The following is a 20,418-nucleotide window of genomic DNA, read 5'->3' as shown; positions in this document are numbered from 1 at the left end:
TGTCGCGCGGTCGACCGGCCGACGGTCGGCGGGTGACGGATGATCGGGGCATGGGGCAGCGAGGGCACCGGTGCGTGCCGCACACCGCCGACGTCCGGATCGAGGCGTGGGCGCCGACCCGCGAGGAGTGCGTGTCCGAGGCGGTCACCGCGCTGGTCGAGACCTTCACCGACAGCGCCGGGGCACAGGCCGGTCCCACCCGGGAGCACGCCACGCCGCCCGGCACCGACGAGGACCTCCTGGTGAACGTCCTCGACGAGGTGATCTTCCGGATGGACACGGCGGACGAGTTGCCGCTGACCACCGAGGTGACCGACGACGGTCGCGGCGGCCTGCGGGTGCGCTGGCGGGTGACGGGCACCGAGGCGGTCGAGCTCATCGGCGCGGTCCCGAAGGCGGTCTCCCTGCACGAGCTGCGGTTCGGCCGCGACGGGGCGGGCTGGTCCTGCGCGGTGACCCTCGACGTGTGACCGTCGGGGCGCTCAGCCCTTGACCACACCGATCGGCACCAGCCGGGCGACCTTCCGGCACAGCCCCGCACCCTCGGCGGACTCGATCACGGCCGTGATGTCCTTGTACGCCGCCGGCATCTCCTCGGCCAGTCCGCGACGGGAGGCACCGCGTACGGCGATGTCCTGCGCCTCCAACTGCCGGCGCGGGTCCGATCCCCGCTCGGCCTTGACCGCCTGTTTGCGGCTCTGCACGCGGCCCGCCCCGTGGCAGGTGGAGGCGAACGCCGGCGAGCCGGGAACGCCGGTCAGCACGTACGAGCCGGTGCCCATCGAACCGGGGATCAGCACCGGCTGACCGACGTCACGCAGATCGGCGGGGAGATCCTCGTGGCCGGGCGGCAGCGCCCGGGTCGCGCCCTTGCGGTGTACGCAGAGGCTGCGCCGCACCCCGCCGACCTCATGATTCTCGATCTTCGCCAGGTTGTGCGAGATGTCGTAGACGAGGTCCAGGTTCCGGCCGGTCTGCTGGGCGAAGACCTTTCGGGCGGCATCCGTCAGCAACTGCCGGTTGGCGCGGGCGTAGTTGGCCGCGGCCGCCATCGCCCCCAGGTAGGCGTGCCCCTCGTGCGACGAGACCGGCGCGCACGCCAACTGCCGGTCCGGCACCTGGATGCCGTACCGGGACATCACCTTCTCCATGCCCCGGACGTAGTCGGTGCAGATCTGGTGGCCCAGCCCCCGCGATCCGCAGTGGATCATCACGCAGAGCTGCCCGCGGTGCAGGCCGAAGGCGGTGGCCACCCGGTCGTCGTACACCTCCTCGACCGCCTGCACCTCGAGGAAGTGGTTGCCGGAGCCGAGGCTGCCGACCTGCCGGGCGCCCCGCTCGACCGCCCGCTCGCTGACCTCGTGCGGGTTCGCGTCGTCGACGGCGCCGTACTCCTCGCAGCGCGTCAGATCGCGTTCGACGCCGAAGCCGCGCTCGACCGCGTACCGGGACCCGCCGCGCAGCACACCGTCGAGCTCCGACCGGTCCGTGAGGTGCCAGACCGCCCCCTTTCCCATGCCCCGCGGCGTCGACGCGGACAGCCCGTCCATGAGTGCCTCCAGACGCGGTCCGAGTTCCGTGCGGTCGAGGTCGGCGGCGAGCAGCCGTACGCCGCAGGAGATGTCGAAACCGACGCCGCCGGGCGACACCACGCCGCCGTGCTCGACGTCGGTGGCGGCCACACCGCCGATCGGGAACCCGTAGCCCCAGTGCACGTCCGGCATGGCGTACGAGGCGTCGACGATGCCGGGCAGGGTCGCCACGTTCGCCACCTGTTCGAGTGACTTGTCCGCTCCGGAGTCGGGCAGCAGCGATCGGGTCGCGAAGACCACGCCCGGCACCCGCATCGGGTCGTGCTGGTCGATCCGGAACCGGTACGGCGACTCCTCCACCAACTGCATCCTCCGCGGCTACCCACGGTCGCCTGCGCTACACGTGGCACCCGCTCACGCGAGCCGACGCCGGCAAGCGGGTGGCCCGAGTCTGGTTGCGCGCGCAGCGGCTGGGTAGTGAGGCGCAATGCCCGCACGTTTCGAGGACTACCCCCGCACAGCGTCACCGGCGCGGACTCCGGCATCGGCAAGGCCTGCGCGGTGGCTCTCGCCCAGGCCGGGTTCGACATCGGCATCACCTGGTACGGCGACCCCGACGGCGCCCGGCGGACCGCCGCCGAGGTACGCGGCACCGGGCGGGCCTGCGAGGTCGCGGAGATGGACCTGACGCGTCTGCCGGACTCGGCCGGCGTCGTCGACGAGCTGGCCGACCGGCTCGGCGGCCTCGGGGTGCTGGTCAACAACGCCGGCACCGGGGCGAGCGCACCGTTCGTCGACACCGGCTGGGAACGGTGGCGGGAAGTGCTCTCGGTCGACCTGGACGGGCCGTTCCTCTGCGGCCAGCGGGCCGCCCGACGGATGCTCGCGGCGGGCGCCGGGGGCCGGATCATCAACATCACCAGCGTGCACGAGCACGCGCCCCGGGTCGGCTCGGCAGCGTACTGCGCGGCGAAGGGCGGGTTGGGACTACTCACCAAGGTGATGGCGCAGGAGTTGGCCGCCGACGGGATCACCGTCAACGCGGTCGCGCCGGGCGAGATCTCCACCCCGATGACCGGGCAGGAGGACGTCGACCCCGCCACCCAGGAGCGGCCGGGCGTGCCGGTGGGCCGCCCGGGCGACGCCCGGGAGGTCGCCGCGGTGGTCGCGCTGCTCGCCTCCCCCGCGGCCGCGTACGTCACCGGCGCCTCCTGGCCGGTGGACGGCGGGATGCTGATGATGGGCCCGCAGGCCGCCGCGCTCACCTCGAACGACTGGCGACGGGTGGAACCCGCCTGAGCTCAGGCGACGCGCTCGCAGCTGGGCCGGGGCGCGGTCGGGGCGACGTTGGGGCGGGCAGCGTGCCGGGCGCGCTAGACCTACGCCGTCGACGCCCGGGCGACATAGGCGAACTGCGCGGCGAAGGCCAGCAGCGCCACTGCGGAGCCGACACCGATGGCAGGCCCGGTGGGCAGGCCCGCGAGCGCGGTCAGCAGCGTCACCCCGAGCCCGAACAGCAGCGCGTTCACCGCCCCCACCATCAACGCCGTGGTGAGCAGCAACTGGGCGCGACCCGGCCGGCTACCGACGGCGGACCAGGTGGCCTGCGCGGTGCCGGCACCCGACACCGCGTCGATGAAGAACTCCTGCCCGGCGGCGAACCGCTCGTGGTAGTAGGCCCGGATGCGCTGCATCCGTTCCAGATCCACCTCGTTCTCCACCATGTTCTGCACGAGCCGCAGGAACGTGAGCACACCGGTGACCACCAAGGTGGGCAGCACCGCCCCGAGGTAGGGACGGACCAGCGCGCCGGTGCCGGAGACGAAACCGAGTCCGATCAGCGCGGCGGAGAGCAGCGACAGGAAGATCGTGGCCCGGCCAACCGACTCGGTGACCGTCGCGCTGCGGGAGGTCTGCAGCACGAAGTGTTCGGTGGTGAGGGCGGTGAGCAGGGCCTGTTCGCGTTCACTGTCGTTCATGGCACCCAACCGTCCGTGATCGATACGGGCACCGTCACGATATGAGTTCCGGGACGGTGCTCATCGGCGAATGCGGTGGTTCCGATGGGGACAGCGACCGCTCGGACCCGTATCCTGCCGTCATCCGAATGATCGCCGGGCGCCACGGCGGCGGCCGGCCCGGAAGGGAGGCCGGATGCGGCGGACGGGCGGCTGGCGGTCAGGTCGTACGCCCCGGCAGCGGCGCGCTTTCGTGGTCGGCGGCGGGCTGCTGGCAACTGCCGTGGTCATGCTGCTGGCCGCTTGGCGTAGCGGCGGTTTCCTCAGCGACCTGCTGCTCAATCTCGGGGCCAGCGTGGTGCTCGCGGCGATCTCGTACGTCATCTTCGATCCGCTGTTCGAGGAGTCCCGCAAGGCCCGAGTGCAGGAACACCTGAGCTTCGACCAGGAAGCGTTCGTTGCGCGGCTGGGCAGGTGCCGGCGGGTGCGTGTCCTCGACACCTGGACGATCCTGCTGGACGACCAGCACCGGCGGGCGACCCTGGACGCGATCGAGGCGGCACTGCGCAACGGCGCGGAGGTGCAGCTGCTCCTGCTCGACCCGGACTGCACGGCGGCCCAGCAGCGCTCCGAGGAGCTGGAGCGGCAGGGCGTCGACGTTCCCGGCCACATCCGGGCGAATCTGCGACACCTGATGGCCCTCCGGAAGAAGATCGGTGAGAACGAGCGGTTCGAGGTGCGCGTCTACGACGCGTCACCGTCGATCCAGCTCTACCAATGGGACGGGCGTTCCCTCATCTCGTTCTTCCCCGTCGGCAAGCTGTCATTCAACGTTCCCCAACTCGAGGTCGACATGGGCAGCCCGTTGGGCGGTTTCGTGCACGCCCGGTTCGAGGAGTTGTGGGACCACGACCAGGCCACCGTGCCGCTGGAGCGGTACGACCGGCTGGCGGTGACGCTGGGCACCGAGAACTCCGACTACCTCCGGGCGGAGATGGCGTATGTGGAGGTCGACGGCGAGCACTACATCGATTGCGAGCGGTCACGACCGAACCTGTCACTCACCGCGCGGGCGCCGCTGCCTCGTACACCCGGGTCGACGCCACGGGTGTTCACGCTGATCGAGCCGACTGACGAGGAACGCGACCCGGTGGCCCGGCGCTTCGACGAGAAGTACGGCCCGGCGCGCGGTGAGCGCGCCATCCTGCGCCTCACACCCAGGTAGCCGCCCGGCCTTCCGCTCCCCCGCCCGCTGTACCCCCACAGATGTCGCCGCCAGCAGCAGCGCCCCGGGACGAGGGTGGCCGGACGGCACGCGCGGTGGCCCCCAGCGGCAACCGAGCCGCGGCCGGCGGGACAATGGCGACGCGCCCGCGCGGCCAGCGCCGGTGACGGACCCGTCGAGACGGTAGGAGAGCGGTCAACGTGTCGGAGAACTCCCGGCCGGCGGGGCCGGAGCGGGACGCCCTGCGTGCCGATTGCACGCGCTGCTTCGGCCTCTGCTGCGTCGTCCCGGCCTTCGCCGCGTCCGCCGACTTCGCGATTGACAAGCCGGCCGGGCAGCCCTGCCCCAATCTGCGCCCGGACCACCGCTGCGGTATCCACGCCGACCTGCGGGGCCGCGGCTTTCCCGGCTGCACGGTCTTCGACTGCTTCGGCGCCGGGCAACAGGTCGCCCAGGTGACCTTCGGCGGGCGGGACTGGCGGGCCGAGCCGGAGACCGCGCAGGTCATGTTCGACACGTTCACGGCGATGCGGCCGTTGCACGAGCTGCTCTGGTACCTGACCGAGGCGCTGGCGCTGCGCCCGCCGGCGGGGCTGCGCGAGGAACTCGACCAGGCCCGTGTGCAGACCGTCCGGCTCGCCGAGGGCAGCCCGCAGGAGCTGCTGGCCCTGGACGTCGGAGCGCACCGCGACCGCGTCAACGTGTTGTTGTCCCGCGCCGGCGACGCTGCCCGGTCCCGGGGTGGGCGTCCCGGCGCCGACCGGCGGGGTGCCCAACTGTTCGGGGGCGACCTGCGCGGTGTCGACCTGCGGCGCGCCAACCTGCGGGGCGCGCTGCTGATCGGCGCCGACCTGCGCGGGGTGGACCTGCAGTTGGCCGATCTGACGGGGGCGGACCTGCGGGGCACGGACCTGCGCGGGGCCGATCTCTCCGGCAGCATCTTCCTGCACCAGTCGCAGCTGAACGCCGCCCGCGGTGATGTTCGTACCCGGTTGCCGGCAGGGTTGACCCGACCGGCGCACTGGACGGCCGTGCCGCTCACTCCGGTGCCGCGTACGCCCCGACCCGCGCGAGCCGCGCGGCGCGGCCGCCGCTGAGATCAGCCGGACGACGGTTGCCTCGCCCGGCGGGCGGACGTTTCGCCCGTTTTCTGCCGGGTAGCCACGGCTGATCGGAGATGGCTTCGATGGGAGGCGACCGTGGGCTTCAGAACGCGGCAGGGTGAGCAGCCGGTCGATCCGGAGCACGCCGAGGACGAGGCCGGTCAGGCCCGACTGGTCCAGGTCGAGGCGGACACCGAGGTCCCGGCCCCGGACGACACCGACGTACGACCCGACCTGGTCACCGAGGACGACGGATCGGGCGTGGCCGGTGGTGCCTCCGGCAGCAGCGGCGGCGGATCGAGCATGCCCGGGCACCCGGACGCGACTCGCTGACCGGCCGCAGTTCGACGCGTCAGCCCACTCCTGAACTCGGTGAGGAGCGCCGGCTCACCGGGCCGGTACTGCCGCGCGAGCCTCGGTCATGCCCCGGTTGGCCAGCGCGTCGGCGCGCTCGTTCTCCGGGTGACCGTTGTGCCCCTTCACCCACAGCCAGGTGATCTGGTGCCGGGCGCAGGCCGCCTCCAGCCGCTGCCACAGGTCGGCGTTCTTGACCGGCTGCTTCGCCGCGGTCTTCCATCCGTTGCGCTTCCACGAGGCGAGCCAGCTGGTGATCCCGTTACGCACGTACGTGCTGTCGGTGTGCAGTTCGACCGCGACCGGCCGGGTCAGGCTCTCCAACGCCTGGATGGCGGCCATCAACTCCATCCGGTTGTTGGTGGTGGGGGTCGCCTCGCCGCCACAGAGTTCCCGCTCGTGCTCGCCGTAGCGCAGCACCGCGCCCCAGCCACCCGGTCCCGGGTTACCGCTGCACGCGCCGTCGGTCCAGATCTGCACCACTCCGCCGGTTTCCACCATGCCGGCAACCTACCGTCTGCCCCTGCTCGCGCCCGGCATAGGGGCGTCAGAGGTCGACGGGTGTCTCGGCGCCGGAGGCGGGGTCGACGAGGCTCACCAGCCGGAAGCGTTGGGTCACCACGAGGGTGTCGTCGTCGACGGTGAAGTTCGGGTCGCCGAGTTCGGCGCGTACCTGCGGGCTGTGCCAGAACTCCTCATGGCCGGCTCGCCACTGCGCCACCGACTCGTCCCCCTCACCTTCGTCGAGTGCGTGTCGCAGTTCCACGTCCGCGAGCCGGACCACCCGGACGTCGGTCAGCTCGATCACCGCGACCGGCCGCTCCGCCGAGTCGACCACCGCTGACCGTTGACCGGCGCGGGGCAGCGGCTCGCCCTCGCGCTCGTAGCCGAGGAGAAGGGCGGTGGTCGAGGTCTTGACCCCGGCGAGGATCGCCGCCACCAACCGGTCCCGCAGCGGACCGGGGAAGGCGAACTGGGCGCGTGGAAGATCATCGAGGGGCATGCGGCCGAGAATAGCGACGGCGGAGCCGGCCCGCGTCCCCGCCGCGGTGCTCAGACCTCGGGTCGGATCATGCTCTCGCGTACCGGGGGCGGTACGGCCGGAACGGGTCGGGGCGGTCGGAGCCGGTCGCGTAGCCGGTGGGCGACGTCCCCCACGGTGGCGGTGACCATCGGCCGGAGCCGGGTGGAGCTCATCACGGCCAGTTCCTCGGCCGGGGCGGTGGTGCCGTCGAGGAACCGCAGCACCCGCTCGGGCGCATTGCGCTCGAAGAGCCGGGCGAAGAACTCCGGACCGCCGACCGTCCCCCGGTCCAGGGCGCGCAGCGCGACCGCGTCCATCCAGCGGTGCCGGCGGGGGTACGCGGGCGGCGGCACCGGCGGCCGGCCCTCGGCGAGGGCGCGGGCCACCTGGTCCGCCTGGCGGCGCATCGCGGAGAAGGTGAACCCGGTGGAGGGTCGGGTGGCGCCCCCGGCGGTGCCGAGGCGCACGACCCGGGGCGACGGGTGCGCGTCGAACGGAGCGTCGGTCATCGGGATCACCCCGTTCTCCACCTCCCGCACCGTCAACCGGGCCGAGTCGAGGCCGAGCAGGTCCCGGTATCCGGCCAGCGCGGCGTCGTACCCGGCGCCGGTGAGCAGGGTGGGCGAGAACTCGGTGTACTCGACGAGGGCGTACCGGTCGCTGACCGGCAGCAGGTAGCCGAAGGAGACGCCCCGGGCGGGCTGCGGCGTGCGGAAATCCATGAGCACCGCCCGGCCGGGATCGAAGAGCGGACGCTCCGCCGCCAACCACCAGCCCCGGAAGTGCTGGAGCCAGGTCGTGCGGCCGGGGCGCGCGGGCGGGCGCGGGCGGGAGTCGAGGACCCAACCGGCGCGTACGGTCGGCGCGTCGCCGGCGGTGCGGACCAGCACCCGCTCGCCGTCGTCGTGCACGCTGTCCACCGCGGCGAGCATCCGGGTCACGCCGAGGCGGCGCTCCGCGGCGGCGGCCCGCTCGTAGACGGCGGCGGAGCGGAGCATCGCGTACCGCAGCGGGGCGAGGTCGAGCACCCGGCGCGCCGCGGGCGTGACCACCTCGACCCGCTGCCAGCTCGCGCTCAGCAGCGGGTCCAGGTCGCCGCCCGGCCGGTCCCAGAACGCCCACGTCCGGTCCTGGCCGCGCCGGTGCACCGGGTCGATGACGGTCACCCGCAGGCCCCGCACGCCGTGCCGGTCCAGCGCGGCGAGCACTAGCGAGGCCGCGCCACCGCCGCCGAGCAGGGCGAGGTCCACGTCGACCGGTGCGGAGTGCATCCGACCACGCTGCCACATCGGGTCGGCGGCGGGCGCGGCGACCGGCGGCGCGAGGCAGCATCGCCCGGACGTCACCGTGGCCTGCGGCGGGACCTCGCCTTCGGCCCAGGCGGAACGACCGGGTCCCAGCCGGGCGCGCCCGACGTTTCCGCAGCTCCCTCCGTTCTCGGGTGGACATGTGACGGCAACGAAGATTTCTCATTTTCACCGGATCGGGGGGCCAACCGCCCTAGTGTTGGGCACACCGGTGCTAGTCGCGGAGTTGGCCACCCGAACGGCGTCCCGCCACGTGCTCAGCGGACGAAGAGTGAGGGAAGACGCGTATGAAACCGAAGAGAGTCATCCTGTCGGCGGCCGTCGGCGTGGGTCTCGGCGTACTGCTCGTGCCGGGCGCCGCGCTCGCGGAGACTGTCGTCTCGCCGGCCACCACACCGGTGGGTGGCACCGTTGTCCTCACCGCGACGACCTGCGATCCGAACTCGGGTGACGCGCTCTTCCGCGTCACCGGCCCCAACCGCGACGAGAACGTCCGCTCGACCACCGTCGCGCCGGGCGGCGGTCTCAGCGCCGAGCTGTTCACCGCCGGGTTCACCCTCGGCACCTACACGGTGACCGCCACCTGCGGCGACGGCACCGTGCAGAGCAGCACGCAGTTCACCGTCACCCCGATCGGCGGCGCGCCGGCCGGCTCCGGCGGACGCGGCGACGGCACCGGGGCGCTCGCCGCCGGTGGCACGCTGCTCGGCGCGGCCGCGACCGGCGCCGTTCTGCTGCTGCGCCGCCGGCGCTCCGCATCCACTCTGGCCTGAACTGGCGAACCATCCCTGTTGCGGGGCCCGTGTCGGCGACGAGCCGGTGCGGGTCCCCAGGTTTTCCGGGTACGGAGGTGATCCCGTGCGGCGTCGAGGCACGCCCGGAAAGACTGTCGCATCCACCACGCCGACCGGACCGCGTGAGCGTCGCGGCCGGCCCGGCCTGTCCACCGTGTCCACTGCGGCAGTCGTGTCCCTGCTCGGCGTCACCGGCGTCGGACTGGTCACCGCCGGGCTGACCGCCCCGCCGCCCCGGCCGCCGGCGCCGAGCGTCGCCGTGCCGGGGGCCGCGCCGGCCGTGCCCGCGGCCAGCCGTCCCGCGCGCGCCCTGCCACCGCTGCCGCACGCCGCGCCCACGCTGATACGGATCCCCGCGATCGGTGTACGCGCCGAGATCGTCCCGATCGGTGCGGACGCCGCCGGCGTGCTGGAGGTGCCGCCCCTGGACCGGCCCGGCCTGGCCGGCTGGTACCGCCACGGAGTCAGCCCCGGCGAGACCGGCAACGCGGTGCTCGTCGGCCACGTCGACTCCCCCACCGGGCCCGCCGTGTTCTTCCACCTCGGTCGGTTACGCCCCGGCGACACCGTCCGGGTCAGCCGAGCCGACACGCGCGTGGCCACGTTCACCGTCGACCGGGTCGACACGTACCCGAAGGACGCCTTCCCCAGCGACCTGGTCTACGGCCCGGCCGACTCCGCCGGGCTACGCCTGCTCACCTGCGGCGGCCGGTTCGACGAGCGGGCCGGCGAGTACGTCGACAACATCATCGTGTTCGCGAGCCGGACCGGCTGACGCCGAGCCACCGGGATGGCGCTACAGGTACTGGGCCGTTCTCGACGCCATGGCGCTCGCCGCGCTGGCCCTGGATCGCCTGTTCCGTCGCTCCGGCTGGCTGTGAGCGGCGGGCCTCACCGCCGCCGCAGGAAGGCGCGGATCCGCTCGCGCGCGTTGTCGGTGAGCTCCGCGCCGTGGGTGAAGGCCGCCACGTCGTACTCCAGTTCGGCGAGGACGTGCGCGGTCTCCTGCGTCATCCGGAAGTCGGTGCAGAGGACCTTGATCGGCCAGCGGATGCCGACCACGTTGAACAGCGCGTCGCCGGTGATCAGCACCCGGGTGGGCTCGTGCAGCAGCGAGACGTGACCCGGGGAGTGACCCGGGGTGTGTACGACGCGCAGGCCGCCGCCGACCGGCAGCACGTCACCGTCGGCGAGGGGCTCGGCCACGTCCACGGCCGGGAACCTGCCCCCGCCGAGCCGGGAGAAGAGGCGGCCCCCGGTGACCGAGGGATCCCGCGGCGGCGCATGGCCCGCCTGCGCGTACTCGACGTCGGCGGCGTGCAGCACGACCGGAGCACCGGTGCGGCGGGCCACCTCGGCCGCGCCGCCGGCGTGGTCCGGGTGCGCGTGGGTGAGCACGATCCGGGTGACGTCGGCCGGTGACTTGCCGATCGCCGCCAGGCCTCGCACGATCCGGGCCGGCGCCCGCTTCACCCCGCAGTCGACGAGCGTCACGCTGCCGTCGTCGTCGACCAGCGCGTACGAGTTGACCAGCGCACGACCGGCCGTGGGAATGCGCCACAGGCCGGGGGCCAGCGGAACCGCGGGAGGTTGGGCCATGCGCGCGAGCCTAGGAGACGCCGTCAACGCGGCCCGCGAGGACGGCGGCGTGCCGCCGTGCGTCACCGCCGCTACCCTCGCCGGTGTGATGTGGCACCGGTACGTCGCGATCGGCGACAGCACGACCGAAGGTCTGGACGACCCGGACGGCTCGGGCGGCTATCGGGGCTGGGCCGACCGGTTCGCCCTCGCGGTGGCCCGTTCGCAGGGCGGGTTGGAGTACGCCAACCTGGCGATCCGGGGGCGGACCACGGCGCGGATCCGGGCCGAGCAGCTGCCGGTGGCGCTCGAACTCGCCCCGGACCTGGCGACCGTGGTGGCCGGGATGAACGACGTTCTCCGCCCGTCGTTCGACGTCGACCGGGTCGCCGACGACGTCGGCGCCATGCAGCAGGCGCTGGTCGAGCAGGGCGCCACGGTGCTCACCTTCACCCTGCCCGACCCGGCGCCGGTGATGCCGGCCGCCCGGCCGCTGCGCGGCCGGGTGAGTGCCCTGAACGAGGCGCTGAGGAAGGTCACGGCATCGACCGGGGCCACCATGCTGGACCTCGGCGCCCATCCGGTCGCCTCCGACCCACGGCTGTGGAGCGACGACCGGTTGCACGCCAACAGCGCCGGCCACGAACGGATCGCGGCGGCGCTGGCGCACACCGCCGGGTTGCCGGGCAGCGACGACTCGTGGTCGCGTCCGCTGGCCACCGCCCGGCGGCGCCCGCGGCAGGAGGTGATCCGCGCCGAGCTGGCCTGGACGCGCCGGCACCTGCTGCCCTGGTTGGCCCGGCACCTGCGCGGCAGTTCGTCGGGCGAGGGCCGGGTGGCCAAGCGCCCGGTGCCGCTGCCGGTCGACCTGGACTGAGCTCCGGCCGCCCGGCACCCCCCGCTGAGCCGAGACCGGTGCGCGCGGTTACCGGCACCGACCGGTGCCGGTACCGGGTAGGGCAGGATGGTCGGATGGCGAAGCGTGGGACCCGCCGGCACGCGGCGGAGGATCGAGAGCTGTCCTGCCCCTGCGGGTCCGGCCGGTCGTACCCGCGGTGCTGCGGCCCGCTGCACCGGGGCGAGGCCGACGCCCCGACCGCCGAGGCGCTGATGCGCTCCCGGTTCAGCGCCTTTGCCGTCGGCGACACCGGCTACCTCCTGCGCAGCTGGCACGAGCGCACCCGGCCGTCCCGGCTCGACCTCGACCCCGGCCGGCGGTGGCTACGGCTGGAGATCGTCGACACCGAGCGGGGTGGCCTGCTCGACAGCACCGGCACGGTCGAGTTCCGCGCGTACCACCGCACCGGCGGGCACACCGGGATGCAGTCCGAGCGCAGCCGCTTCGTACGCGCGGACGGCCGCTGGGTCTACCTCGACGCCGAGCAGGAATGACCAGCCGATCGCCCGACGCACGGCCCGTGCCCCGGTAGGCTGAGCGCGGCGCTCCCGCGTCTCGCGGTCATCGCGGTTGTCGGCGCCACCGGCTCGGCGGAGCGGACGGAGACGACCGTGACCATCACGACTTTCATCAACCTGCCGGTGCGCGACCTGGCCAGCGCCGCCGAGTTCTTCCGTTCGATCGGCTTCGCCGGTGCCCAGCCCTCCCCCGACCGCACCAGCCTCATGCTGAACCTCAACGACACGACCCAGCTGATCCTGCACATCGACTCCGCCTTCGCCGAGTACACCCAGGTGGCGATCACCGACACCGAGGCGAGCCGGGAGGTGATCGTCGGGCTCGCCGCCGGGAGCCGGGAGCGGGTCGACGAGCTGGTCGACCGGGCCGTCGCGGCGGGCGGCAACGCCGTCGGCCCGGGTCAGGACGTCGGCGGGCTCTACATGCGCGGCTTCCGCGACCTCGACGGCCATCAGTGGTCGTTCGTGCACCAGGCGGGCTGACCGCGCGGCCCGGTCCGGGCCGGCGCCCCGCCCTGGCGTCCGGTCCCGGTTCGACGTCCGCCCGGCTCACGGCACAGTCCGTCCGGTCAGGCCGGCTGGTTCGGCGGCTGCCCGGCCGACCGGCTCCCGGGGCGGCCCGCCGTGACCGACAGCACCGCCAGCGCCAGGTAGGGCGACGCGGCCGCCGCGAACGCGACCGCGTTGCCGGCCGCCATGGCGACGAGACCGTACCCGGCGTAGACGGCGATGACCGTGACGTCGGTGGCCATACCGGCGAGCGAGGTGACGGTGGCCCGGCTCGGGCCGGAGATCCGGGCCTGCAGTCGGGCGTCGGCCAGCACGGTGGCGAGTTGGCATGCGCCGAAGGCGCCCGCGACCAGGACGAACCCGGCCGGATGGTTGATCAGCGCGCCACCGGCCAGGGCCAGCGCGGCGACGCCCAGCAGGGCGGCGTACCCGCGGTTGGTGAGCCGTTCCCCGGCCGGCGCGAGCAGCCCGCCGACGGTCATCCCGACCCAGATCAGCAGGAGCAGGAACGGCACCGCCGAGACGTCCACGCCGGTGTCCCGGGCCAGCAGCGGGGTGTACTCGTCCAGCGCGCCCCACACCGCGGCCACCGCGGCCACCAGTAGCAGCGCGCTCCGCACCGGGGGGACCGCGCGTGTCTCGGCCAGCCCGGCGCGCAGGCTCGCCACCCACCCGAGGTCCTCGTGCGGATCGGCCGGGATCCGGTCGTCCCTCCCGGTCCGGACCGGCTGCGCGTCGTCCGGGTCGGCACGGCCGCGGTGCTCGGGGAATCGGGTGGCGGCGGCCGCGGCGAGCAGGCACGCGAGGACGCTGGCCGCGCCGACCGCCGGGTATCCGCCGGCGAGCAGCACCGGGCCGGCCAGCAGGCTCGAGGCGAGCGCGCCGAGCACCCCGGCGGTCTTGGCGCGGCCGGTGATCCGGGCGTACCGGCCGGCCGCGCCACACCGGTCCAGCTCGGTGAAGACCAGCGCCTCCAGCGCGCCGGAGCTGAGCGCCCCGCCGGCACCCCAGAGCAGGAAACCGAGCGCGAGCGCCGGGTACGAGGGCAGCAGCACCCAGAGGGCGTAGCCGCCGGCGGTGACCAGCGGGGCGAGGCAGAGCAGCAGCCGGCGGGAGACGGCATCGGCCCAGGCGCCCGAGGGCACCTCCAGCAGGATGGCGCTGGTCGACCAGATGACGAAGAGCGAGGAGATCTGCCCGACCGACAGCCCGCTGTCGGCGAAGAGCAGCGCGTACAGCGGGTAGAGCAGGACGAGGTCGGTGAGGAACGCGTACCCGTAGAGGGTCGCCGTCAGACGGCGGACCGCGTGGTCGGGCACGCGCGTGGCGGTGACGGTCATGAGGCCTTCCCGTGGGAGCGGAGCGGACGCCTGAGGTACGGCGTCCGCGGCGGCCCACGGCTGCGGCCGTCAGCAATGCATCAATGTCGCCAGGTCATGTCCGCGATGCTAGTCGGCCCGGCCGCGGGGAGACCAGCGTTCGTGGCGCGCGGGCCGGCGGCGTGGGGGCGGGCGGCGCGCGGAAGACGAACTCGCGCCACCGTCGGGTTCGCGCATGCGGGTGGGGCGGGACAAGGTCCCACCCCACCCGATCGAGTGTTCAGCGGTGGTCCGGCCGTGGTTCCAGCGGCGGAATGACCACGGTGGCCTCGCTGTCGTCCGCGGTCCGCTGGGCGGGAAGTGGCACGCCGGACGGGGTCGCCTGCGTGGCGTCCGGGTCGTCCGGCCGGGCCACCACCTGCGTGGCGTCCGAATCCGCCGGCCGGGTGACCACCTGCGTCTCCTCCGGATCGGCGGGGCGGGTGGCCTGGGTGGCGTCCGGGTCGGCGACCGGGCTCGCCGGAGCGGCTGCGGCGTCGGAGCGGCGCCGCTCCTGTGCCGCGGCGTCGCGTCGGTCGGCCCGGTAGGCGCGCGCGTGCGTCGCGATCGAGTGGGATTCCTGCTCCGCGCGGGTCAGCCACGTCTCCCAGCGGCTCTGCATCGGCCGGACCAGGCCGCCACCGACGCCCACGACCAGGATCCCGCCGACGGTGGCCAGCACGGTGATGAGCACCGGGGTGGTGACCGTGGTGGCCACACCGATCTGGTTGAGCGCCGCGACGACGCCCAGGCCGAGGACGAAGACGTACGCGATCGTGCCCAGTGCCCGGCCGTACGAGAGACCACCGAGGGCACCGCCGACGACGTCCTTGACGGCGCTGGCGATCGCGGCGGCGACCACCACGATGACGATGGCCACGAAGGCACGCGGCAGCCAGGCGATCACCCCGGCGATCAGGTCCGATACGGGGTTCGGCCCCCAGATGCCGAAGGCCAGCTGGAGGGTTACCAGCAGCAGGCCGTACTGGACGAGTTTCGCGACGATGCCGCTCGCGTCGTAGCGGGCGCGGTTCAGCGCGCGGCGGAGACCACCGCGCTCCACGGCACGGTCGAAGCCGACCCGCTCCAGGATCCGGTTCACTATCTTCAGGGCGGCCTTGGCGACGAACCAGCCGACCACCAGGATCGCCACGAAGGCGACCGCCTTGGGCACGAACAGCATCACCGAGCGGAGCGCGTCGCCCACCGCGTCGCCGACGTTGTCTCTCATCCGAGGTCCTCCACGCGGGTAGGTCGAGACGTTGGGCCCCGACCTACCCGGCGGGTGCCGGGCGCCAAACACGAAGCTTCGATCCGACGACGAGTGATCCCGCGGGCAGGCACCCGAAGTGGACCGGCGGGGACTCAGGCTCCGCGTCCCGAGACCGCGCCTGGTCCACCGCTGCCACGGTCAGGACCGCCGGCCGTGGCCGTCCTCCTCGGCCGCGCCGGCCACGTTCTCGGTGAGCGGCCCGAGGTCCGCTCGCTCGGGCGGGGGGCCGAGCGGTGGCGCGGCGGAGGCCGGCCCGCCCGGCGATCCGGTGAACTTGTCGAAGAAGCGCAGCAACTCGACGGGAAACGGCATCACGAGGGTGCTGTTCTTCTCGGCCGCGACGTCCACCACCGTCTGCAACAGCCGCAGCTGGTACGCGCCGGGCGTGGCCGCCATCGCCCGGGACGCGTCGGCGAGCCGGCGCGACGCCTGGAACTCGCCGTCCGCGGCGATCACCCGGGCGCGCCGCTCCCGCTCCGCCTCCGCCTGCCGGGACATCGAGCGCTTCATGCCTTCCGGCAACGAGACGTCCTTGACCTCGACCCGTTCGATGAGCAGCCCCCACGGCTTCTCCGTCGGCGCGTCGATGACCGACTTCAGCTCGGCGTTGATCCGGTCCCGGTCGCCGAGCAGCGTGTCCAGGTCGGCCTTGCCGATCACCGAACGCATCGCCGTCTGCGCGACCTGGAGCACGGCCGCGGGATAGTCACGTATGTTGACCAGCGCCTTGACCGGGTCGACCACTCGGTAGTAGACGACGGCGTCGACGGTGAGCGTGACGTTATCCCTGGTGATCGCGCCCTGCGGCGGTACGCCGATCACGGTGGTCTGCATGCTGACCCGCACCATCCGGTCGGCGATCGGGATGATCAGGTGCAGGCCGGGCTGCCGGACCCGCTCCAGCACCCGGCCGAAGCGGAAGACGATGCCCCGCTGGTACTGCTGGACCATCCGGAGGCTGAGCGCCAGCACGAGCACCACCAGCACCACGACGACCACGGCGACGATCACACCGGCTTCCATGGCACCGCCTCCGAATTCCGACCGACGCCGACGTTGCGCAACCGCGCGTACCCGTTGTCGCAGCCGTCAGTCCTGCCATTCGTCACGAGGCGGCAGGAACCGCGACTGGTGCCACCCGGGGCGCCGACCGCCCGTTCGTGGGGTCGGGTCCGACCGGAGCAAGCCGCACACTCGGGATTGGATCTCGTTCCGGTGCCCGCCGCTCGCCCTACGATGGCGTCCCGCCGGCCGTCTGGAGGGCGTCATGCTGGAGCGTTTCGTCGACCTGTCCACTCCGCTGCTGGCGGACGCGTGCGTACGCCTGGGGGTGCCGCCGCGGGCCGCGCCGCCCGGCGTCCGCCCGGTGCTCGCCGGCCGGCGGCTGGCCGGACGGGTGCTGCCGGCACGGCACTACGGAAGTGTGGACGTCTTCCTGGAGGCGTACGGCCACGCTTCGACCGGCGACGTGCTGGTGGTCGACAACGGCGGACGGACGGACGAGGCGTGCGTCGGTGACCTGACGGTGCTGGAGGCCATCGCGACGGGGGTGGCCGGGCTGGTGGTGTGGGGGCTGCACCGGGACACGGCGGAGCTGGTCGAGATCGGGCTGCCGGTGTTCAGCTACGGCGGCTTCCCGTCGGGTCCGGTCCGGGTGGACGAGCGGGAGCAGGCGGCGCTGACCAGTGCGCGCGTCGGTGAGCACGAGGTGGGCCGGGGCGACGTGGTGTTCGGCGACGACGACGGTGTGCTCTTCGTGGCGGCCGACCACGTCGACGAGGTGCTGGCCACTGCGGCGCGGATCCGCCGGGTCGAGCGGGAGCAGGCGGCACGGATCCGTGCCGGTGAGACGCTGCGCCGGCAGACCGACTTCGACGACTACCTGGCGCGCCGGGCGGCGGATCCGACGTACACGTTCCGACGTCACCTGCGGCGCGTCGGTGGGGCGATCGAGGAGTGAGGGTCCCGCCTGGCCGGCCGACCCGGCCCGACCCCTAGCGCAGCGCCGGTCACGGCAATATCCTCCACATCACGCGCGGCCAATGGAGCTACTTTTCACAACCCCCGGTCCGGCCGCAGAGGAGCTGTCATGCACGTCAACCATTCCGAACTGGACCGTCGTACGCTGCTGCGGGCCGGCCTCGGCGCCGCCACGGTCGCGGTCGTCGGGAGCGAGCTGGCCTTCCCCGCCGCGGCCCAGGCGACCCCGGGAACGGGCACGGACCTCGACTGGATCATCAGCTGTGACGAGTGGGGGGCGCGCCCGCCGGCCGACCCGCTGTCGGTCAGCGCCACCCCGACCAACAAGATCATCGTGCACCACATGGCCTTCCCGAACGTCACCGACTACTCCGAGGCGCAGGCCATCAAGCTGGCGAAGGACTGCCAGGACCTGCACATGGACGGCAACGGGTGGTCCGACACCGGGCAGCACTTCACGGTGAGCCGGGGCGGCTACGTACTGGAAGGCCGGACGGGAAGCCTGGAGCGCCTCCAGGCCGGCGACCGGCAGATGATCTCGGCACACTGCCCGGGTGAGAACGGACGGGCCATCGGGATCGAGAACGAGGGCACGTACGTCACCGAGACGCCGCCGCAGGCGCTGCTCGACTCGCTGGTCAAGCTCTGCGTCACGATCTGCCGGCAGTACGGTCTGCAGGCACATGACATCTTCGGCCACTGGGACTTCCGCAACACCCAGTGCCCGGGTGCGGCGTTCTACCGTCAGTTCCCCATGCTGCGACGCCGGGTGTTCGCCGAACTCGGCACCGACCTCGCCGACGTGCCGGCTCGCCGCTGGCCGGACCTGTGGCGCTTCGTCAGCTCGCCGGCCGTGCAGGTGGCGCAGTACCTGCTCGCGTACCGCGGCTACACCGTTCCGGTCAACAGCGTCTTCGACGCCGCCACCGTGGCCGCGGTGCAGGACTGGCAGTACCGCAACGGCATCCCGGTGGACGTCGACGCCACACTCACCCCGCAGACCTGGGAGACCCTGGTCCCCGAGCTGGGCGAGGACGCCTCCGGTCTGCCGGTCAGCGCCGTGCAGTTCATCTTGAACATCAAGGGGTACGCCGAGGTGACCGTCACCGGCGAGTACGACTACCCGACCCGCAAGGCGGTGCAGGACCTGCAGGGCGTGCACGGACTGCCGCGCAACGGCAAGGTGGACGTGAGCACGTGGTGCGCCATCGTCGGCGGCGTGGTCCGGCAGTCGTTCAGGCACCACTGAGTCCGGTCGACGTCCGGCGGGGAACGGTCGACCCGGCCGTTCCCCGCCGGCCGCGAAACGCGGGCGCGCCTCGTTGTCCCGGCCCCGGTGAGCTGCGACGATGACGCGGGTCACGACCAAGGAGGGTGCTGTGGCGTCTCGGCTCAACCCGTACCTCAACTTCCCCGGCAACGCCCGCGAGGCCATCGAGTTCTACCGACAGGTGTTCGGCGGTTCGCTGCGCATGAGCACCTTCGGCGAGTTCGGCAACGCCGCGCCGGGCACCGAGGACCAGATCATGCACGCCATGCTCGACACCGACCGTGGCTTCACGCTGATGGTGTCGGACATGCCGCCCGGCATGGAACACCAGCCGGGAAACAACATCAGCATCAGCCTCAGCGGAGACGACGCCGACGAACTGCGCGGCTACTGGGAGCGCCTCAGCGAGGGCGGCGCGGTGGCGATGCCGCTGGAGAAGCAGATGTGGGGCGACGAGTTCGGCATGTGCGTCGACCGCTTCGGCATCCAGTGGATGGTGGACATCATGCCGAAGCAGGGGTGACTCCCGCCTCGATCACCGCGTAGCGACGGCGTGGCCGAGGCGGGCCGCGTCGCGCTGACACCGCAGAGAGCGCCGGCACGAGCTGCACGGGTGATGGGCTAGCACCCGCGATGGGGGCTCCCGTCGCCGGCCGACGGAGGTCACCCCGGGGGCGGGGCGAAATTCGGCGGCGGTCGACCGTCCCGGTCCCTATCGTCGATCGATGCTGATCACACGCGAGACCGCCGCCGACATCGAAGCCATCCGCGCGGTGCACGCCGCCGCCTTCGCCAAGCCGGACGGTCCGGAGACCATACCTGTGGAGGCGACCCTGGTCGACGCGCTGCGCGCCGACGACGCCTGGCTGCCCGCCCTGTCGCTGGTGGCGACCGACCCGGACGGCCGGGTGGTGGGACACGTGGTGTGCACCCGCGGATGGGTGGCCGGGCGGCCGGTGGCGCTGGGGCTCGGGCCGCTCGGCGTACTGCCGCAGTGGCAACGCCGTGGGGTGGGGTCGGCGCTGATGCACGCGGTGCTCGGTGCGGCGGACGCGCGGGACGAACAGCTGGTGGTGCTGCTCGGCCACCCCGGCTACTACCCGCGCTTCGGCTTCCGGCCCGCGGTCGAGCACGGCGTGACCCCGCCGGTCCCCGCCTGGGGGCCGCGCTACTTCATGGCGCGTCCGCTCAGTGGTTGGGACCCGTCGATCCGGGGCGAGTTCGCGTACGCCGAACCGTTCCGCAAACTTTGATCTACCGCTGGGTGACCGGAGTGTTGCATTCTGGTTGCCATGGGAGAGGTATTGCCGATGCCCAGCCTCGGTGACCTGTTCGCCGACACGCGGGGCGAGGACCGGATGATGCGGGTCAGTTACCACCCCGAGCGGGAGGCGGTGGTGCTCTCCGTGTGGGGCGGCGGAGTCTGCCGGGCGTCGTTCCGGATGCCCATCGGAGACGTTCCCCGCCTGCTGGCGTTGCTGGGCGGGGTCGTCACCGGCGGCACACCGCCGGCCGGCACCCTGCCCGACCGGACGGACCCCCGTACGCCCGTGGTGGAGCGTGCTGCTGTCGCCGAGCAGGGCGGCGGGAGGTCGGGCGCGACGCAGCGCAGCGCACTGCCGATCGTGCCGGCGCCCCGGGTCGCCTGACCAACTCGTTGCCCTCCGGCGGTGGGCGTGGTGCGGACACAGCTCCCCCACCGAGGTCGCGCCGGTGGGGCGGTCGAGCCGGGCGGC

General features: G+C 73.2%; 24 protein-coding genes. 15 read left to right on the top strand and 9 right to left on the bottom strand.

Annotated elements, in window-relative coordinates; all coding sequences use genetic code 11:
* Positions 1 to 50 precede the first annotated feature (50 nt).
* Positions 51 to 470, top strand: a complete 420-nt coding sequence (locus BXA10_RS18520) for an archease (RefSeq protein WP_076471638.1) — start codon at positions 51 to 53, stop codon at positions 468 to 470.
* 12 nt (positions 471 to 482) lie between these two features.
* On the opposite strand, the gene BXA10_RS18515 is transcribed toward BXA10_RS18520, so the two are convergent.
* Positions 483 to 1,901 carry an RtcB family protein gene (locus BXA10_RS18515; RefSeq protein ID WP_076471637.1) on the bottom strand — a complete coding sequence of 473 codons (1,419 nt, stop codon included), beginning with the start codon at positions 1,899 to 1,901 and terminating at the stop codon, positions 483 to 485.
* A gap of 108 nt (positions 1,902 to 2,009) precedes the next feature.
* Between BXA10_RS18515 and BXA10_RS18510 the strand changes: the two genes are divergently transcribed.
* On the top strand, positions 2,010 to 2,831 hold the full coding sequence (locus tag BXA10_RS18510) for an SDR family oxidoreductase (protein ID WP_076471636.1): 822 nt from the start codon (positions 2,010 to 2,012) through the stop codon (positions 2,829 to 2,831).
* A gap of 80 nt (positions 2,832 to 2,911) precedes the next feature.
* Here BXA10_RS18510 and BXA10_RS18505 read toward each other — a convergent pair whose 3' ends face one another.
* Positions 2,912 to 3,511, bottom strand: a complete 600-nt coding sequence (locus tag BXA10_RS18505; protein WP_076471635.1) for a hypothetical protein — start codon at positions 3,509 to 3,511, stop codon at positions 2,912 to 2,914.
* A 175-nt stretch (positions 3,512 to 3,686) separates the two neighbouring features.
* Between BXA10_RS18505 and BXA10_RS18500 the strand changes: the two genes are divergently transcribed.
* The 3 genes from BXA10_RS18500 (at position 3,687) to BXA10_RS18490 (ending at position 6,151) form a co-directional block, all read left to right on the top strand.
* Complete coding sequence (locus tag BXA10_RS18500; protein ID WP_139338041.1) at positions 3,687 to 4,715, top strand: DUF5919 domain-containing protein; 1,029 nt, start codon at positions 3,687 to 3,689, stop codon at positions 4,713 to 4,715.
* A gap of 200 nt (positions 4,716 to 4,915) precedes the next feature.
* Positions 4,916 to 5,812, top strand: coding sequence for a pentapeptide repeat-containing protein (locus tag BXA10_RS18495; protein WP_076471633.1), 897 nt, complete (start codon positions 4,916 to 4,918; stop codon positions 5,810 to 5,812).
* Positions 5,813 to 5,914: 102 nt separating this feature from the next.
* Positions 5,915 to 6,151 (top strand): preprotein translocase YidC, encoded by a 237-nt coding sequence (locus BXA10_RS18490; RefSeq protein WP_076471632.1) that lies wholly within the window; start codon positions 5,915 to 5,917, stop codon positions 6,149 to 6,151.
* A gap of 54 nt (positions 6,152 to 6,205) precedes the next feature.
* Here BXA10_RS18490 and rnhA read toward each other — a convergent pair whose 3' ends face one another.
* From rnhA to BXA10_RS18475, 3 genes are read right to left on the bottom strand one after another with little or no spacing between them, the layout of a single operon-like run.
* A complete protein-coding gene (rnhA, locus tag BXA10_RS18485; RefSeq protein WP_076471631.1) occupies positions 6,206 to 6,673 on the bottom strand; it encodes a ribonuclease HI in 468 nt (155 codons plus the stop codon).
* Between the two features lie 46 nt (positions 6,674 to 6,719).
* Positions 6,720 to 7,175 carry an ASCH domain-containing protein gene (locus BXA10_RS18480; RefSeq protein ID WP_076471630.1) on the bottom strand — a complete coding sequence of 152 codons (456 nt, stop codon included), beginning with the start codon at positions 7,173 to 7,175 and terminating at the stop codon, positions 6,720 to 6,722.
* A 50-nt stretch (positions 7,176 to 7,225) separates the two neighbouring features.
* Positions 7,226 to 8,485, bottom strand: a complete 1,260-nt coding sequence (locus BXA10_RS18475) for a lycopene cyclase family protein (protein ID WP_425436088.1) — start codon at positions 8,483 to 8,485, stop codon at positions 7,226 to 7,228.
* Between the two features lie 305 nt (positions 8,486 to 8,790).
* Here BXA10_RS18475 and BXA10_RS18470 point away from each other — a divergent pair, with 305 nt between their 5' ends.
* Together BXA10_RS18470 and BXA10_RS18465 are read left to right on the top strand one after the other, a co-directional pair.
* Entirely contained in the window at positions 8,791 to 9,276 is a 486-nt protein-coding gene (locus BXA10_RS18470; protein ID WP_076471629.1) for a hypothetical protein, read from the top strand.
* Between the two features lie 175 nt (positions 9,277 to 9,451).
* Positions 9,452 to 10,072, top strand: a complete 621-nt coding sequence (locus BXA10_RS18465; RefSeq protein ID WP_245828304.1) for a class F sortase — start codon at positions 9,452 to 9,454, stop codon at positions 10,070 to 10,072.
* A gap of 116 nt (positions 10,073 to 10,188) precedes the next feature.
* On the opposite strand, the gene BXA10_RS18460 is transcribed toward BXA10_RS18465, so the two are convergent.
* Entirely contained in the window at positions 10,189 to 10,896 is a 708-nt protein-coding gene (locus BXA10_RS18460) for an MBL fold metallo-hydrolase (protein ID WP_076471628.1), read from the bottom strand.
* On the opposite strand from BXA10_RS18460, the gene BXA10_RS18455 reads away from it, so the two are divergent.
* The 3 genes from BXA10_RS18455 to BXA10_RS18445 all read left to right on the top strand — a co-directional run bounded on the left by BXA10_RS18455 (position 10,895) and on the right by BXA10_RS18445 (position 12,774).
* Positions 10,895 to 11,752: an SGNH/GDSL hydrolase family protein gene (locus BXA10_RS18455; RefSeq protein WP_245828303.1), complete on the top strand. Its 858-nt coding sequence runs from the start codon at positions 10,895 to 10,897 to the stop codon at positions 11,750 to 11,752. The genes BXA10_RS18460 and BXA10_RS18455 overlap by 2 nt on opposite strands.
* Positions 11,753 to 11,847: 95 nt before the next feature.
* Positions 11,848 to 12,267, top strand: a complete 420-nt coding sequence (locus tag BXA10_RS18450) for a YchJ family protein (protein ID WP_076471627.1) — start codon at positions 11,848 to 11,850, stop codon at positions 12,265 to 12,267.
* Between the two features lie 117 nt (positions 12,268 to 12,384).
* On the top strand, positions 12,385 to 12,774 hold the full coding sequence (locus BXA10_RS18445; RefSeq protein WP_076471626.1) for a VOC family protein: 390 nt from the start codon (positions 12,385 to 12,387) through the stop codon (positions 12,772 to 12,774).
* Between the two features lie 86 nt (positions 12,775 to 12,860).
* On the opposite strand, the gene BXA10_RS18440 is transcribed toward BXA10_RS18445, so the two are convergent.
* The 3 genes from BXA10_RS18440 to BXA10_RS18430 all read right to left on the bottom strand — a co-directional run bounded on the left by BXA10_RS18440 (position 12,861) and on the right by BXA10_RS18430 (position 16,455).
* A complete protein-coding gene (locus BXA10_RS18440; protein WP_076471625.1) occupies positions 12,861 to 14,141 on the bottom strand; it encodes an MFS transporter in 1,281 nt (426 codons plus the stop codon).
* 259 nt (positions 14,142 to 14,400) lie between these two features.
* Complete coding sequence (locus BXA10_RS18435; RefSeq protein WP_076471624.1) at positions 14,401 to 15,390, bottom strand: mechanosensitive ion channel family protein; 990 nt, start codon at positions 15,388 to 15,390, stop codon at positions 14,401 to 14,403.
* 180 nt (positions 15,391 to 15,570) lie between these two features.
* A complete protein-coding gene (locus BXA10_RS18430) occupies positions 15,571 to 16,455 on the bottom strand; it encodes a slipin family protein (RefSeq protein WP_084752975.1) in 885 nt (294 codons plus the stop codon).
* A 244-nt stretch (positions 16,456 to 16,699) separates the two neighbouring features.
* Here BXA10_RS18430 and BXA10_RS18425 point away from each other — a divergent pair, with 244 nt between their 5' ends.
* The 5 genes from BXA10_RS18425 to BXA10_RS18405 all read left to right on the top strand — a co-directional run bounded on the left by BXA10_RS18425 (position 16,700) and on the right by BXA10_RS18405 (position 20,331).
* Entirely contained in the window at positions 16,700 to 17,392 is a 693-nt protein-coding gene (locus BXA10_RS18425; protein WP_076471623.1) for an RraA family protein, read from the top strand.
* 129 nt (positions 17,393 to 17,521) lie between these two features.
* Positions 17,522 to 18,661 (top strand): peptidoglycan recognition protein family protein, encoded by a 1,140-nt coding sequence (locus BXA10_RS18420; protein ID WP_076471622.1) that lies wholly within the window; start codon positions 17,522 to 17,524, stop codon positions 18,659 to 18,661.
* A gap of 130 nt (positions 18,662 to 18,791) precedes the next feature.
* Positions 18,792 to 19,205 carry a VOC family protein gene (locus BXA10_RS18415; protein WP_076471621.1) on the top strand — a complete coding sequence of 138 codons (414 nt, stop codon included), beginning with the start codon at positions 18,792 to 18,794 and terminating at the stop codon, positions 19,203 to 19,205.
* Positions 19,206 to 19,407: 202 nt separating this feature from the next.
* Positions 19,408 to 19,935, top strand: coding sequence for a GNAT family N-acetyltransferase (locus BXA10_RS18410; RefSeq protein ID WP_076471620.1), 528 nt, complete (start codon positions 19,408 to 19,410; stop codon positions 19,933 to 19,935).
* 39 nt (positions 19,936 to 19,974) lie between these two features.
* Positions 19,975 to 20,331: a hypothetical protein gene (locus BXA10_RS18405; protein ID WP_139338040.1), complete on the top strand. Its 357-nt coding sequence runs from the start codon at positions 19,975 to 19,977 to the stop codon at positions 20,329 to 20,331.
* The last annotated feature ends 87 nt before the right edge of the window (positions 20,332 to 20,418 follow it).

The sequence above is a fragment of the Micromonospora avicenniae genome, from assembly GCF_900156065.1.
In the GTDB taxonomy this organism is placed as follows: Bacteria; Actinomycetota; Actinomycetes; order Mycobacteriales; family Micromonosporaceae; genus Micromonospora; species Micromonospora avicenniae.
The sequence above is the reverse complement of the archived record's forward strand: the minus strand, read 5'-3'. Positions and strand labels throughout refer to the sequence as shown.